A 14,792-nucleotide genomic window follows, 5' to 3' on the forward strand; every position below is an offset into this window, starting at 1 on the left:
TGTGTGTCAGCGGTCCGGTGTGACGAGGTAGTCCTCCAGGAGCGCCCGGGTGTCCGGCACGAACGGCCACTGCGGGTCGCGCAGATGCGTCACCAGTTCGTGGGGCGTCCACCACCAGCCCGCCGCGATCTCGCTGGCCTGGTGGACGATGGGTCCGTCCCAGTGGGTCTCGTAGGCGTACAGGTGGCACCGCAGCCGCATTCCCTGCCAGTGCCCGTCCCACGCCACCGCCGCGATGGGGGTGAGGCCCACTCCGGTGACGCCCAGTTCCTCCGCCAACTCCCGGGCTGCGGCCTCCTCCGGGGTTTCCCCGGGATCGACGACCCCACCCGCCAGGCAGTCGTGATGTCCGGCGAACACCGTCTTCGTGTCCGAGCGTCGGTGCACGTAGAGGCGCTTCCCGTCCCCGGATCGGACGAGGACGCCGGCGCTCGCGTGCCACAACCCCTCGGCGTAGACGCGGGAACGCGCGGCGGACCCCACCGGTCGTCCCGCACTGTCGAACACCGCCACCACTTCGTCCGTGCCGGGTGGGGTGTTCGGTGCGGAATCCATGTGTCGATCCTGCCAGCCCCCCGGTGGACCTCGGTACTGTCGAGGTCGGGTGCTCGTTCCCGTGCCGAAGGGGTGAGAGGTCATGGCGTTGCCGCGTTCGATCGCCCGGTTCAACCGGGTCGTCACCAATCAGGTGAGCCGGCACGTCGCGACGATCCTGCCCGGTTTCGCCATGGTCGAGCACCGGGGCCGCAGGTCGGGCAAGACGTATCGCACACCCGTCAACGTGTTCGTCGTGGACGGCCGCTACCGGTTCGCGCTGACTTACGGTGCGCAGAGCGACTGGGTGCGAAACGTGGTGGCGGCGGGCGGATGCACCATCGTGACGCGCCGCCGGACGGTGCACCTGACGGGCCCGAGGATCGTCACCGACAGCACCCACTCCTGGGCTCCCGCCGGGGTCCGCACGGTGCTCCGGGCGATCTCGGCGGACGAGTACCTGGAGTGCTCGCCGGACTAGCCGCCGGGAGCGGACGGCTCGCGTAGCAGGAGTGTGCCACCGGGTGGCGTGGGTGATCGCATAGGCTCGGCAGCATGCAGCGGATCATCGGTGTCGAAGTCGAGTACGGAATCTCCTCACCCAGCGAGCCTTCGGCCAATCCGATCTTGACGTCCACCCAGGCGGTGCTGGCCTATGCGGCGGCAGCGGGAGTGCCGCGCGCCAAGCGCACCCGATGGGACTACGAGGTGGAATCCCCGCTCCGGGATGCCCGCGGGTTCGACCTGGGCCGGCTGAGCGGCCCGGCGCCGGTGATCGACGCCGACGAGGTCGGCGCGGCCAACATGATCCTCACCAACGGCGCCCGGCTCTACGTCGATCACGCGCACCCCGAGTACTCGGCCCCGGAGGTCACCGACCCCCTGGACGCCGTCATCTGGGACAAGGCCGGCGAACGGGTGATGGAGGCGGCCGCCCGGCACGCGTCGAGCGTCCCCGGCGCCCCGCGACTGCAGCTGTACAAGAACAACGTGGACGGCAAGGGGGCGTCGTACGGCACCCACGAGAACTACCTGATGTCCCGGGCCACGCCGTTCTCCGCGGTGATCAACGGGTTGACGCCGTTCTTCGCGTCCCGTCAGGTGATCTGCGGGTCGGGCCGGGTGGGCATCGGCCAGTCCGGTGACGAGGCCGGTTTCCAGCTGTCGCAGCGGGCCGACTACATCGAGGTGGAGGTCGGGCTCGAGACGACACTCAAGCGCGGCATCATCAACACCCGCGACGAACCCCACGCGGACGCGGACAAGTACCGGCGTCTGCACGTCATCATCGGCGACGCGAACCTCGCCGAGATGTCGACGTACCTGAAGGTCGGGACGACGGCTCTGGTCCTCGATCTCATCGAGGCCGGCGTCGACCTCACCGACCTGCAGCTAGCCCGCCCGGTGACCGCCGTGCACCACATCAGCCACGACCCGACGCTGCGCGCCACGGTCGCGCTGGCCGACGGCCGGGAACTGACCGGGCTTGCCTTGCAGCGGATCTACCTGGACCGAGTCGACAAGTTCATGTCCGCCGAGGGCAACGACGACCCTCGCGTCGCCGATCTGATGGAGAAGTGGGCGATGGTGCTCGACCTCCTCGAGCGGGATCCGATGGAGTGCGCTCACCTGCTGGACTGGCCGGCCAAGCTGCGTCTGCTCGAGGGTTTCCGGAACCGGGAGGGCCTCAACTGGTCCGCACCGCGACTGCATCTCGTCGACCTGCAGTACTCGGACGTGCGCCTGGACAAGGGGCTCTACAACCGGCTCGTCGCCCGCGGGTCGATGGAACGCCTCGTCTCGGAGCAGGCCGTGCTCGACGCCGTCGACACCCCGCCCACCGATACCCGCGCCTACTTCCGGGGTGAGTGCCTGCGCAAGTTCGGCGCCGACATCGCGGCCGCGAGCTGGGATTCGGTGATCTTCGATCTCGGTGGCGACTCCCTGGTCCGTATCCCCACCCTCGAGCCGTTGCGGGGCAGCAAGGCGCACGTGGGGGAGTTGCTGGAGTCGGTGGAGACCGCGAAAGAACTCGTCGACGAGCTCACGAACTGACCCGTCGACCGGTCGCGGACGGATCTGCCCCGAACTCGCCGTCGCGTCGGCACACGTGCGGCGGCGCCGCTCGGTAGGGTGAAGGTCCGAGCGGATGATGTAGTCAGACTGCTTGGCAGGACAGGACGCTCGGAAGAAGAGCTCCCTTCACACAAGGAGGTCGGCTGCGATGGCACAAGAGCAGACCAAACGTACTGGTGGCGGCGACGAGGACGACACCCCCGGCGGTGACGGTGCCGCGGGTCAGGAACGTCGCGAAAAGCTGGCCGAGGACACCGACGACCTGCTCGACGAGATCGACGACGTGCTCGAGGAGAACGCCGAAGACTTCGTCCGGGCCTATGTCCAGAAGGGCGGCCAGTGACGGCGGATCGACCGGCATTGCGGACAGGCGACGGTGACACGAAGCTCAGTTTCGGTTCGAATCTGAGCTCGTTCACCGAGTATCTGCGTGGTCACGCACCAGAATTGCTGCCGGAGAATCGGATCGGCCATCGTTCGCACTCGACACGGGGTGGTGACGGGATGGACAGCGGTGATCTCGCGCCGCACGGAACGACGATCGTGGCGCTCACCTACAAGGGTGGCGTCCTGCTCGCCGGCGACCGGCGCGCGACCCAGGGCAACCTGATCGCCAGCCGGGACGTCGAGAAGGTGTACGTCACCGACGAATATTCGGCGGCCGGTATCGCCGGCACCGCGGGGATCGCCATCGAACTGGTCCGCCTGTTCGCCGTCGAACTCGAGCACTACGAGAAGATCGAGGGCGTTCAGCTGACCTTCGACGGCAAGGCCAACCGCCTGGCGTCGATGGTCCGGGGCAACCTCGGGGCGGCGATGCAGGGTCTCGCAGTGGTCCCGCTGCTCGTCGGCTACGACCTCGACGCGGACGACGAGGCCCGGGCGGGCCGCATCGTCTCGTACGACGTCGTCGGCGGCCGGTACGAGGAACGCGCCGGATACCACGCGGTCGGTTCGGGATCGTTGTTCGCGAAGTCGGCACTGAAGAAGATCTACTCGCCGGACAGCGACGAGGAGACCGCCCTGCGGGCGGCCATAGAATCGCTGTACGACGCGGCCGACGACGACTCGGCCACCGGCGGGCCCGACCTGACCCGCGGCATCTACCCGACCGCGGTCACGATCACCCAGGCCGGTGCCGTGCACGTGTCCGAGGAGACGACGTCCGAGTTGGCTCGGCGCATCGTCGCCGAGCGCACCGAAGAAGGGGGGTCTGGGCGATGACCATGCCGTATTACGCGTCCGCCGAGCAGATCATGCGGGACCGCTCGGAACTGGCGCGCAAGGGAATTGCCCGCGGACGCAGCGTCGTGGTGCTCACGTTCCGCGACGGCGTGCTGTTCGTCGCGGAGAATCCCTCCACCGCGCTGCACAAGGTCAGCGAACTGTACGACCGACTCGGCTTCGCAGCGGTCGGCAAGTACAACGAGTTCGAGAACCTGCGGCGCGCCGGGATCGTCCACGCCGACATGCGCGGCTACTCCTACGACCGCCGAGACGTGACGGGCAGGTCGCTGGCCAACGCGTACGCGCAGACCCTCGGCACGATTTTCACCGAGCAGCCCAAGCCGTACGAGGTGGAGATCTGCGTCGCGGAGGTCGGACGCGTGGGCAGCCCGAAGGCGCCCCAGCTGTACCGCATCACCTACGACGGATCCATCGTCGACGAACAGCATTTCGTCGTGATGGGTGGCACTACCGAGCCGATCGCGACCGCCATGCGCGAGTCGTACCGTGCCGACCTCGATCTCGAGGCGGCGGTCGGCATCGCGGTCAACGCCCTGCGTCAGGGCGGTGCCGGGGAAGGCGAGAAGCGGAACGTCGACATGGCCAGTCTCGAGGTGGCCGTGCTCGACCAGTCCCGGCCGCGCCGCGCGTTCCGGCGAATAACCGGATCCGCGCTCGAACAGCTGATCCCCGCAGCGCCTGCGGCCGCCTCGGAGCCCGCTCCGGAGTCGAAGCCGGACACCGAGACGAAGCCGGCCGACGCTCAGGACTGAGGCCGGTACACCGCGATCGCTTCGGGCACCGTCCGGAAGTCGAACCTCAGGGCGTCGGCGACCACTTCACCGTCGGTGGCCAGTGCAACCGGCGAGCCGTCCACGCGGACGGTGAGCCGGGGCACGAGGGATCGCACGTACACCCGGCTGCTTCCGAGCGTCCCGGTGGCGGCAGCGAACAGCAGCCGCGGCCGGGACGCTCGCCGGTCGGCCCGCACGTACCGGACGTCGAGCAGTCCGCCGGTGATGGCGGGACGCGACATCGGAACCTGATCGCCGGGGGAATACCGACCGTTCCCCACGAACAGCATCCAGACTTTCACGGGCCTGCCGTCGATGGTGACGGCGAGCGGTGTTGCGGCGGAGAGAATCCGGATCATCGCCACACATGCCGCAGGCCACTTTCCGTACCGCGGCTGCCACTTCTCCCGCAGTCGCACCGCGTCGGGATAGCCGCCGAGACTGGCGGTGTTGAGGAACGGCGCCGGCTCCTCGACATCGGTGTGGACGACGGCCTGATCGACGAGAACCGCATGCCCGGTCTCGACGGCGTTCACCGTATCCGAGATGTCGGCGGCGCCGGCATCCCGCGCGAAGTGATTGAGCGTGCCGCCCGGGAACACCGCCAGCGGCAACGCGTGACGCACTGCAGCGGACGCGACGGCCACCACGGTCCCGTCTCCACCGCACACTCCGAGGGCGCGCGGCTTCCTGTCGGTCACCCAGGCGTCGAGTTGTTCGGCGAAATCGCGGGCGGTGTCGAGTGCACGCACGTCGGCCTTGGGGAGAGCGGTTGTGATCTCCTCACTCGGATCGACACTGTCGGGCCCGGACTCCGGGTTGACCACCACGAGCAGATCTTCACCGCCCCGAAGTGCCGGTGCGTCGACGGCGGGGCCCAGCTCTGCCGGTTCCTCCGTGCGCACCGCCCACCAGCGGCGGGTGCCCGACGCGACGGCCCCGCCGAGTAGCAGTCCGGCGGCAACGTCGGTCGGCCAGTGCACGCCGTTGTGCACACGGGAGTAGGCGACCGCGGCGGCAAGGGGGGCCACGACGGCAGCGGTCGCGGGCGATTCCAGGGCGACACCCGTGGTGAACGCCGCCGCCGACGCGGCATGTCCCGACGGGAACGACGAGGACCGGGGGATCGCCACCCCGCGCATTACGTTCGTCCATACGCGGGCGGGCGGGCGCCGCCGGGGGAACAGCGGTTTGAGGATGCCGTTGGCCAGACCGCTCGCCATCATGAGGGACAGCAGTCCGCGCACACCACCGCGGCGGGCGCGCCCGCCGACCAGTCCCAGGACCGCCGCCACGAACCACCACAGGAGCCCCTTGTCGGCCGCGCGGCTGAGGAAGCGCATGGCCCGGTCGAGCTCGGAGGGGCTCAGATCGGCGCTGCGGTCGAAGACGATCTCGTCGGCCCGGTGGATTCGGCGTAGGTGTCGGTTCACCATCTCAGGGTATGCGCGGGGTGTCGCCGGAGGGTTTTTCCGCTCCGCCGGGTGATCGGCGTTGTACTGTCGAGGTGTGCAGCGACGAATCATGGGAATTGAGACAGAGTTCGGTGTGACCTGCACCTTCCATGGTCACAGGCGACTGAGCCCGGACGAGGTTGCGCGCTACCTGTTCCGGCGGGTGGTGTCGTGGGGCCGGAGCTCCAACGTGTTTCTCCGGAACGGTGCCCGCCTGTATCTGGACGTCGGCTCGCACCCCGAATACGCGACAGCCGAGTGCGACAACCTCATCCAGTTGGTCAACCACGACCGGGCGGGGGAGCGCGTTCTCGAGGAGCTGTTGATCGACGCCGAACAGCGGCTCGCCGAGGAAGGCATCGGCGGCGACATCTACCTGTTCAAGAACAACACGGACTCGGCAGGCAATTCGTACGGCTGTCACGAGAACTTCCTCGTTGCCCGGGCCGGCGAATTCTCCCGGATCTCGGACGTGCTGCTCCCGTTCCTGGTGACGCGGCAGCTGATCTGTGGCGCGGGCAAGGTCCTGCAGACGCCGAAAGCGGCCACGTTCTGCCTGTCGCAGCGCGCCGAGCACATCTGGGAGGGCGTGTCCTCGGCGACCACGCGGTCGCGGCCCATCATCAACACCCGTGACGAGCCGCACGCCGACGCGGAGAAGTACCGCCGCCTGCACGTGATCGTCGGCGACTCGAACATGTCCGAGTCCACCACCATGCTGAAGGTGGGCACGGCGGCGCTCGTGCTCGAGATGATCGAGGCCGGGGTGTCGTTCCGCGACTTCGCGCTCGACAACCCGATCCGCGCCATCCGCGAGGTCAGCCACGACGTCACCGGACGCCGCCCGGTGCGGCTCGCCGGCGGCCGGCAGGCCAGCGCCCTCGACATTCAGCGGGAGTACCACGCGCGTGCGGTGGAACACCTGCAGAACCGGGATCCCGATCCGCAGGTCACTCAGGTCGTCGACCTGTGGGGTCGCATGCTCGACGCCGTCGAGACACAGGACTTCGCGAAGGTCGACATGGAGATCGACTGGGTGATCAAGCGCAAGCTGTTCCAGCGCTATCAGGACCGGCACGGCTTCGAGCTGGCCGACCCGAAGATCGCGCAGCTCGATCTGGCGTACCACGACATCAAACGCGGTCGCGGCGTGTTCGACGTGCTGCAGCGCAAGGGTCTGGTGAAGCGGATCACCGAGGACGAGACGATCGAGGCGGCGGTGGACACTCCGCCGCAGACCACTCGGGCGAAGCTGCGCGGCGAGTTCATCACGGCGGCGCAGGAGGCCGGACGCGACTTCACGGTCGACTGGGTGCACCTCAAGCTCAACGACCAGGCCCAGCGGACCGTGCTGTGCAAGGACCCGTTCCGGTCGGTCGACGAGCGGGTGGAGCGGCTGATTGCCTCGATGTAGCGGCGCTGTGAGAGTCCGTAACGGGCTCACCCACTAGGCTTCCGGGCGTGCCGACTTCCAAGATCGAGCGGTTGATGAACCTGGTGATCTGTTTGTTGTCCACCAGACAGTTCCTCACCGCCGAGAAGATTCGCGAGAGCGTTGCCGGGTACGCCGACTCCGCGAGCGACGAGGCGTTCAGCCGCATGTTCGAACGCGACAAGAACGAGCTCCGGGATCTCGGTGTTCCGCTCGAGACCGGGCAGGCGTCGCGCTTCTCGACGGTCGAGGGCTACCGCATCAACCGCAACGCGTACGAGCTTCCCGACATCGACCTCAGTCAGGAGGAGTCCGCGGCGGTCGCGGTGGCGGTCCAGCTGTGGGAGTCCCCGGAGTTGACGTCCGCGGCTCAGGGGGCACTGCTCAAGCTGCGTGCGGCGGGTGTGCAGGTGGATCCGGATTCGGCGGCCACCCCGATCACCGCGGTGCCCGCCCGCACCCGAGGGTCCGAACCGGCGCTCGGCAAGTTGCTGGCGGCGGTCGATGCCGGCCGCGCCGTGCATTTCCCGCACCGCGGCGCCCTGAACGAGCCGTACACCCAGCGCACCGTCGAGCCCTGGGGAGTCGTCACCGCGCACGGCCGGTGGTACCTCGTCGGTCACGACGTCGACCGGGGGGCCGTCCGGACGTTCCGGCTGTCGCGGATCGGCGACGACGTGACGGAGTTCGGACCGTCCGGGGTCGTCCACAAACCGGCGGGCGTCGACCTCCGGGAGATCGTCGACCGGGTCACCGGTTCGGGTGAGGTCACGGGGACCGCCACCGTGTGGGTGGCGGAGGGCCGTGCCCAGGAACTGCGCCGACTGGCGACCACGGCGGAGGAGAAGCGGGTGAACGAGCGCAGCGGCACCGTGCTCGGGATTCCGGTCCGCTCCCGGGACTGGATCGCGCGGCTGGTCGCGGGCCACGGGGCGGACGCCCTGGTCCTCGATCCACCCGAACTGCGTCACGATGTGCTGACCAAGCTGAAGGACGCCGCACGGGGAGGGGGGACGTCGTGAGCAACAGGCTGTCGTCGAGACTGTCCCGGCTCCTCAACCTGGTGCCGTACTTCATCGCGAACCCCGGGATGAGTGCGGCCGAGGCCGCCGCCGAACTGGGCGTCACCACCACACAGCTGATGTCGGACCTCAACCAGTTGTGGGTGTGCGGCCTACCCGGCTACGGTCCCGGCGACCTCATCGACCTCTCGTTCTCCGAGGAGAGCATCGAGGTGACCTTCTCGGCGGGCATCGACCGCCCGCTGCGGTTGACGTCCACCGAGGCGACAGCCCTGCTGATTGCCCTGCGTTCGCTGGTGGAGATGCCGGGCATGGTCGATCCGTCCGCGGCGCACAGTGCGATCGCGAAGATCGAGGACGCCGCGGGCACCGCGGCGGCCCGCGCGGCGGTGACGCCGACGTCGGAGCGGGAGGCGGTGGAGGACGTGGCGGAAGATCCCATCGCCGCCACGGTGCGGTCCGCGCTTCATCATCGGCGTGCCCTCCACCTGACGTACTACTCGGCGTCCCGGGACCGCGTCACCGAGCGCACCGTGGATCCGGTGCGGGTCGTGCTGGTCGACAATCAGAGTTACCTGCAGGCGTGGTGCCGGCAGGCCGAGGGGGTCCGGCTGTTCCGGCTCGACCGGATCGACGCCGCCACCGAGTTGGACGAGCCGTCCACACCGCCGGCGCAGGCTCTCGTGCGGGATTCCAACCTGGAATTGTTCAGCGGCGACGCGTCCCTTCCCCAGGCCCGGTTGCACGTCGGTGCCGACTGCGTCTGGGTGCTCGACTACTACCCGATGGATGTCCGGACGGTCGCTCCCGACGGCTCGGTCGAGGCGAGCATGAGTTACGGGGCGCTCGAGTGGATGGCCCGGCTCGTGCTCGGGTTCGGTTCCGGAATCACCGTGCTCGAACCTGCGGAACTGGTCGACGAGGTGCGCCGCCGGGCCGTGGAGGCGCTGTCCGCCTACGACGCCGTCGAGGCATGAGCTGCGACGGGCGTCCGCTGCGGATCAGCGTCTTCGGCGCGGGCAGCATCGGTTGCTATGTCGGGGGCCGGCTCGCGGCGGCCGGCGCCGAGGTGACCCTGATCGGCCGGGAGCGTGTCGGGGCGGAGATCCGTGACGGGTTGCGGCTGACGGACCTGCACGGAGCGGACATCCGGGTCGGTGCCGCCGACATCGTCTTCGCGACCGGTCCCGAGTCGGCGGCCACGGCCGATCTCGTCGTGGTCTCGGTGAAGTCGGCGGGGACACCGGAGGCAGGTGCCGCACTGGCGTCGGCGATCGGTTCCGACACGGTGGTGGTCAGTGCGCAGAACGGGTTGGGCAATGCGGACACCCTGCGCGCGGCACTGCCGGAGCAGGTCGTTCTCGCGGCGATGGTGCCGTTCAACGTGGTGCACCGCGGCGACGGGCATTTCCACCAGGGCTCCGAGGGTGATCTCGAGATCGAGCAGCATCCGGCGGTGCGCGCATTCGCGCCGGTCTTCGACGACGCCGGGCTGCCGCTGCACGCACGTGCGGACTTCCGCTCGGTGCAGTGGGCGAAGCTGCTGCTCAACCTGAACAACGCGGTGAACGCCCTCTCGGGCCTGCCGCTCCGCGAGGAGTTGTCGCAGCGGTCGTTTCGGCGCGCGGTCGCCCTGGCACAGCGGGAGGCGCTGACTCTCCTGACCGCCCGCGGCATCGCTGTCGCCAAGCTCACACCGCTGCCGCCGCAGTGGATTCCCCGGTTGCTGACCGTCCCGGACGGGGTGTTCCGGGTGGCGGGCAGCCGGATGCTGGCCATCGACCCGCACGCACGATCCTCGATGTGGGACGACCTCGAAGCGGGCCGGCGCACCGAAGTGGACTGGATCAGCGGGGAGATCGTGCGCCTGGCCGCGGCGTCGGGCACGGCCGCGCCGGTGAACGCGAGGCTGGTCGAATTGATCCGCGAGGCCGAGGCGGGCGGGAACCGGCACTGGTCCGGGGACGCCCTGCTCGACGATCTGCGCTCACGGCGGGGACCCAGGAAACCGACAGGTAAACGGCAGCGCAACTAGCCGGTTTCGACCGGACCGGTGCCGTGTATGTCCGGTAGCATCGTGGTCACCTGATCTTTTGGAGGTTTCATCATGGGAGCCATGAGCCCCTGGCACTGGGCCATCGTCGCGCTGGTCGTCATCATCCTGTTCGGTTCCAAGAAGCTGCCCGACGCGGCTCGTGGACTCGGCCGTTCGCTCCGCATCTTCAAGAGCGAGGTCAAGGAGATGCAGAATGACAACAGCACGCCGGCGCCCACCGCGCAGCAGAGCGCGCCCGCCGAGCTGCCCGTGGCGGACACCACCACCGCACCGGTCACCCCTCCGGCGCCGGTGCAGCCGCAGCGCACCGAGCCCAAGTCGGCATAGCCCGAGCCGCCTGACGACCGGGGTGACTCGTCACCCCGGTTGTCTGCTGACCAAGACTAGGGCGAACAACAGTGCGAATTCCGTTCGATCCGCGCCACAGCAAGCGGAGGACCAATCCCGACGGCACCATGTCGTTGGTCGATCACCTCTACGAGCTGCGCACGCGGTTGCTCCTGTCGGTGCTGGCCATTGTGGTCACCACCGCGGTGGGCTTCTTCTGGTACTCCCACCAGATTCTCGGGATCGAGAGTCTCGGTGAACTCCTGCGCGGGCCGTACTGTTCGCTGCCGGCGTCGAGTCGCGCCGACCTGAGCAACGACGGGTCGTGCCGGCTCCTCGCGACCGGACCGTTCGAGCAGTTCATGCTCCGCTTCAAGGTCGCGCTGACGGCAGGCATCGTCCTCGCCTGCCCCATCTGGCTGTACCAGCTGTGGGCGTTCATCACGCCCGGCCTCTACTCGAAGGAGCGCCGCTACGCGATCGGCTTCGTGGTGTCCGGCGCCGCGCTGTTCCTCGCCGGCGCCGTCCTCGCCTATGTGGTCGTCGCGAAGGCCTTGCACTTCCTGCTGACGATCGGCGACAACGTCCAGATCACCGCACTCGGCGGCGCGGAATACTTCGGGTTCATCATCAACCTGCTGATCATCTTCGGTGTCAGTTTCGAGATCCCGCTGCTCATCGTCGCGCTGAACTTCGTCGGCATCCTGCCCTACGCGAAGCTCAAGGCGTGGCGCCGCGGCCTGATCTTCGCTCTGTTCGTGTTCGCCGCGATCGCCACCCCCGGGCAGGACCCGTTCTCGATGCTCGCGCTCGCGTTCGCGTTGACCCTGCTGTTCGAGGTCGCCGTGCAGATCGCCCGCATCAACGACCGCCGCAAGGCTCGTCGGACGGAGCAGGAGTGGGGTGCCCTCGACGACGACGAGGCGTCGACGATCGCCGCGCCGTCGGACCTGAACGAGGCGTTCGACGTCGCCGCCACACCGGTCCCCGAGCCGGCGGGCCGGTTCCGGCGGTCACGCAAGTCCGGGAGGTCCGGCGCTGCGAACAAGAACGACGAGGCGAGCACGACCGGTAGCAACACACCGGGTCAGGACTTCTCCGACACCCTGTGACAATCTGACGGGGTGGCAGTGACAACAGGTGACACGACCGGCGGCACCGAACTCGATGTGTTCTCGGCGCAGCTCGGCTTCGTGCTCGACCCCTTCCAGATCAACGCCTGCCGTGCTCTCGAGGGCGGTCACGGCGTCCTCGTCTGCGCCCCGACCGGCGCGGGAAAGACCGTGGTCGGCGAATTCGCCGTGCACCTGGCGCTCGCCGCCGGCCGGAAGTGCTTCTACACGACACCCATCAAGGCGCTGAGCAATCAGAAGTACGCGGAGCTGGTGCGGCGGTACGGCAAGGACACGGTCGGGCTGTTGACCGGCGATTCGAGCATCAACTCGGACGCCCCCGTGGTCGTCATGACCACCGAGGTGCTGCGGAACATGCTGTACGCCGACTCGCCGGCGCTGCGCGGGTTGTCCCACGTCGTCATGGACGAGGTGCACTTCCTGGCGGACCGGTTCCGTGGGGCCGTGTGGGAAGAGGTGATCCTGCACCTTTCCGAGGACGTCCGCCTCGTGAGCCTGTCGGCGACCGTCAGCAACGCCGAGGAGTTCGGCGCGTGGATGGAAACGGTGCGCGGCGACACCACCGTGGTGGTCGACGAGAACCGCCCGATCCCGCTGTGGCAGCACATCATGGTCGGGAAGCGGCTGTTCGACCTCTTCGACACGAGGGCGCGCAGCGGGGACGCGCTCAAGGATCTGGTGGTCGACCAGGATCTGGTCCGGCACGTCAAACAGCGACAGGCGCTCGAGCGGGCCGACTCGTGGGAGACCCGGGGTAGGGGACGCCGCGGCGGCGGGTTCTCCAGCGACTTCCGGCCGCTGCCCCGACCGGAAGTGATCTCCCGCCTCGACGACGAGGGACTCCTCCCGGCGATCACGTTCATCTTCAGCCGCGCCGGGTGCGACGCCGCGCTGGCGCAGTGCCTGCGGTCCCGCCTCGATCTGACGACGCCGGAGCAGGTCGCCGAGATCCGGACCATCATCGACGCCCACACCGCCGAACTGCCGAAGGCCGATCTGGAGGTCCTCGGGTACTGGGAATGGCGCAAGGCGCTCGAGCGGGGGCTCGCCGCGCACCACGCGGGGATGCTGCCCGCGTTCCGGCAGACGGTCGAGGAGTTGTTCGTCAAGGGGCTGGTCCGGGCCGTGTTCGCCACCGAGACGCTGGCGCTGGGCATCAACATGCCCGCCCGCACGGTCGTCCTCGAACGCCTCGTCAAGTACAACGGCGAGGCCCACGCCGAACTCACCCCCGGGGAGTACACGCAGCTCACCGGCCGGGCGGGACGTCGCGGCATCGACATCGAGGGTCACGCGGTGGTCCTGTGGCAGCCCGGGGTGGAACCCGTGGACGTCGCCGGGCTGGCCTCCACGCGCACCTTTCCGCTCCGCAGCTCGTTCCGTCCCGGCTACAACATGACCATCAACCTGGTCGATCGCATGGGCGCGGCGGAATCACGGGCCCTGCTCGAGCGGTCGTTCGCCCAGTTCCAGGCCGACCGGTCCGTGGTCGGCCTGACGCGCGGCATCGAACGCAACGAGGTCGCGCTCACCACGCTCCGCGAACGGCTGGGCGGCGAGGACGGCGAGTACTTCGAGTACGCGCGCCTGCGGGAGGAACTGAGCAGCCGGGAACGGTCACTCGAACGGGCAGGCCGAACCGAACGGCGGGACGCCGCCGTCGCCTCGCTCGTCGCACTGCGGCGCGGCGACGTGATCGCGATCCCCGTGGGACGGCACTCCGGTCTGGCCGTGGTGCTGGAACCGGACCGGGACCCGACGGATCCGAAGCCGTTGATCCTCACCGAGGCGAAATGGGCGGGCCGGGTGTCGGCCGGTGACTTCCCCGAGCCTGCACGGTCTTTGGGGTCGATGCGGTTGCCGCGGCGCTTCGATCACCACACCGCCCGCGTGCGACGCGATCTGGCATCGGCATTGCGCAGCACCGGAATCGTTGCGCCGGGTCGCCGGAAGCGTAAGAAGTCGGGTGCCGGCGTCGACGACGCCGAGATCGCGCGGCTGCGGCGCGCCATCCGGCAGCACCCGTGCCACAGTTGGCCCGACCGCGAGCAGCTGAGCCGGATCGGTGAACGCTACAACCGGCTGGCCCGCGAGACCGAGACGATGCGGCAGAAAGTGGCTGCCACGACGAACTCGTTGGCGCGCACGTTCGATCGCATCCTGTCGCTGCTCGCCGAGCGCGACTACATCTCGCCGGGCGAACACCCCGACGCCACCGAGCACGGCACGCGGTTGAGTCGAATCTATTGCGAGAGCGACCTCTTGGTGGCCGAGTGCCTCCGGCAGGGTGTGTGGAAGGGGCTCGGGCCCGCGGAGCTCGCCGCCGTCGTGTCCGCCGTGATCTTCGAATCGCGCCGTGAAGGGGACACCGTCGAAGGCGGCGGTCCGGGAGCATTGCGGCACGCCCTCGACGAGACGGTGCGGGTGTGGCGGGAGCTGCGGGCGGACGAGATCCGGCACAAACTGCCGCCCACCCGTGAGCCGGACCTCGGCTTCGCTGCCGCGATCTTCCACTGGGCGAGCGACAATTCGCTCGTCGAGGCGCTGATCGCGGCAGGAGATCAGGGGCGTGCACTGTCTGCCGGCGACTTCGTTCGGTGGTGCAGGCAGGTGATCGACCTGCTCGAACAGGTCCGGTCGACGTCCCCCGATCCGGAGGTCGGCAAGGCCGCAGGTCGTGCGGTCGCGGCGATCCGCCGCGGTGTCGTCGCCGTGGATGCTGCGTGACCCGACGCCG

Annotated in this window: 14 protein-coding genes; 12 read left to right on the top strand and 2 right to left on the bottom strand. The window is 68.9% G+C overall.

Annotated elements, in window-relative coordinates:
• Positions 1 to 6 precede the first annotated feature (6 nt).
• Positions 7 to 555: an NUDIX domain-containing protein gene (locus tag QM806_RS29420; RefSeq protein WP_005573976.1), complete on the bottom strand. Its 549-nt coding sequence runs from the start codon at positions 553 to 555 to the stop codon at positions 7 to 9.
• Positions 556 to 637: 82 nt separating this feature from the next.
• Here QM806_RS29420 and QM806_RS29425 point away from each other — a divergent pair, with 82 nt between their 5' ends.
• The 5 genes from QM806_RS29425 to prcA all read left to right on the top strand — a co-directional run bounded on the left by QM806_RS29425 (position 638) and on the right by prcA (position 4,610).
• Positions 638 to 1,015: a nitroreductase family deazaflavin-dependent oxidoreductase gene (locus QM806_RS29425; RefSeq protein WP_005573978.1), complete on the top strand. Its 378-nt coding sequence runs from the start codon at positions 638 to 640 to the stop codon at positions 1,013 to 1,015.
• A gap of 74 nt (positions 1,016 to 1,089) precedes the next feature.
• Complete coding sequence (gene dop, locus QM806_RS29430; RefSeq protein ID WP_005242993.1) at positions 1,090 to 2,589, top strand: depupylase/deamidase Dop; 1,500 nt, start codon at positions 1,090 to 1,092, stop codon at positions 2,587 to 2,589.
• A 169-nt stretch (positions 2,590 to 2,758) separates the two neighbouring features.
• A complete protein-coding gene (locus QM806_RS29435) occupies positions 2,759 to 2,953 on the top strand; it encodes a ubiquitin-like protein Pup (protein ID WP_005242990.1) in 195 nt (64 codons plus the stop codon).
• Positions 2,950 to 3,834: a proteasome subunit beta gene (prcB, locus tag QM806_RS29440; RefSeq protein ID WP_005256288.1), complete on the top strand. Its 885-nt coding sequence runs from the start codon at positions 2,950 to 2,952 to the stop codon at positions 3,832 to 3,834. The genes QM806_RS29435 and prcB overlap by 4 nt, the downstream gene beginning before the upstream one ends.
• Positions 3,831 to 4,610, top strand: coding sequence for a proteasome subunit alpha (prcA, locus tag QM806_RS29445; protein ID WP_005256287.1), 780 nt, complete (start codon positions 3,831 to 3,833; stop codon positions 4,608 to 4,610). Before prcB ends, prcA begins: the two co-directional genes overlap by 4 nt.
• On the opposite strand, the gene QM806_RS29450 is transcribed toward prcA, so the two are convergent.
• Positions 4,601 to 6,067, bottom strand: a complete 1,467-nt coding sequence (locus QM806_RS29450; RefSeq protein WP_054246573.1) for a phosphatase PAP2 family protein — start codon at positions 6,065 to 6,067, stop codon at positions 4,601 to 4,603. The genes prcA and QM806_RS29450 overlap by 10 nt on opposite strands.
• Positions 6,068 to 6,140: 73 nt before the next feature.
• Between QM806_RS29450 and pafA the strand changes: the two genes are divergently transcribed.
• The 7 genes from pafA (at position 6,141) to QM806_RS29485 (ending at position 14,782) form a co-directional block, all read left to right on the top strand.
• Positions 6,141 to 7,499 (top strand): Pup--protein ligase, encoded by a 1,359-nt coding sequence (pafA, locus tag QM806_RS29455; protein ID WP_005256282.1) that lies wholly within the window; start codon positions 6,141 to 6,143, stop codon positions 7,497 to 7,499.
• Positions 7,500 to 7,546: 47 nt separating this feature from the next.
• Entirely contained in the window at positions 7,547 to 8,539 is a 993-nt protein-coding gene (locus QM806_RS29460) for a helix-turn-helix transcriptional regulator (protein ID WP_085990310.1), read from the top strand.
• Positions 8,536 to 9,516: a helix-turn-helix transcriptional regulator gene (locus QM806_RS29465; RefSeq protein WP_005563472.1), complete on the top strand. Its 981-nt coding sequence runs from the start codon at positions 8,536 to 8,538 to the stop codon at positions 9,514 to 9,516. The genes QM806_RS29460 and QM806_RS29465 overlap by 4 nt, the downstream gene beginning before the upstream one ends.
• On the top strand, positions 9,513 to 10,574 hold the full coding sequence (locus tag QM806_RS29470) for a 2-dehydropantoate 2-reductase (RefSeq protein WP_283293726.1): 1,062 nt from the start codon (positions 9,513 to 9,515) through the stop codon (positions 10,572 to 10,574). Before QM806_RS29465 ends, QM806_RS29470 begins: the two co-directional genes overlap by 4 nt.
• A gap of 72 nt (positions 10,575 to 10,646) precedes the next feature.
• Positions 10,647 to 10,922, top strand: a complete 276-nt coding sequence (gene tatA / locus QM806_RS29475; RefSeq protein WP_005256278.1) for a Sec-independent protein translocase subunit TatA — start codon at positions 10,647 to 10,649, stop codon at positions 10,920 to 10,922.
• Between the two features lie 71 nt (positions 10,923 to 10,993).
• Positions 10,994 to 12,034, top strand: coding sequence for a twin-arginine translocase subunit TatC (tatC, locus tag QM806_RS29480; RefSeq protein ID WP_283293728.1), 1,041 nt, complete (start codon positions 10,994 to 10,996; stop codon positions 12,032 to 12,034).
• A gap of 18 nt (positions 12,035 to 12,052) precedes the next feature.
• Positions 12,053 to 14,782, top strand: coding sequence for a DEAD/DEAH box helicase (locus tag QM806_RS29485; RefSeq protein WP_283293729.1), 2,730 nt, complete (start codon positions 12,053 to 12,055; stop codon positions 14,780 to 14,782).
• Positions 14,783 to 14,792 lie beyond the last annotated feature (10 nt).

Origin of the sequence: Rhodococcus sp. IEGM 1351 (assembly GCF_030056875.1) — a bacterium.
Classification (GTDB): Bacteria; Actinomycetota; Actinomycetes; order Mycobacteriales; family Mycobacteriaceae; genus Rhodococcus_F; species Rhodococcus_F opacus.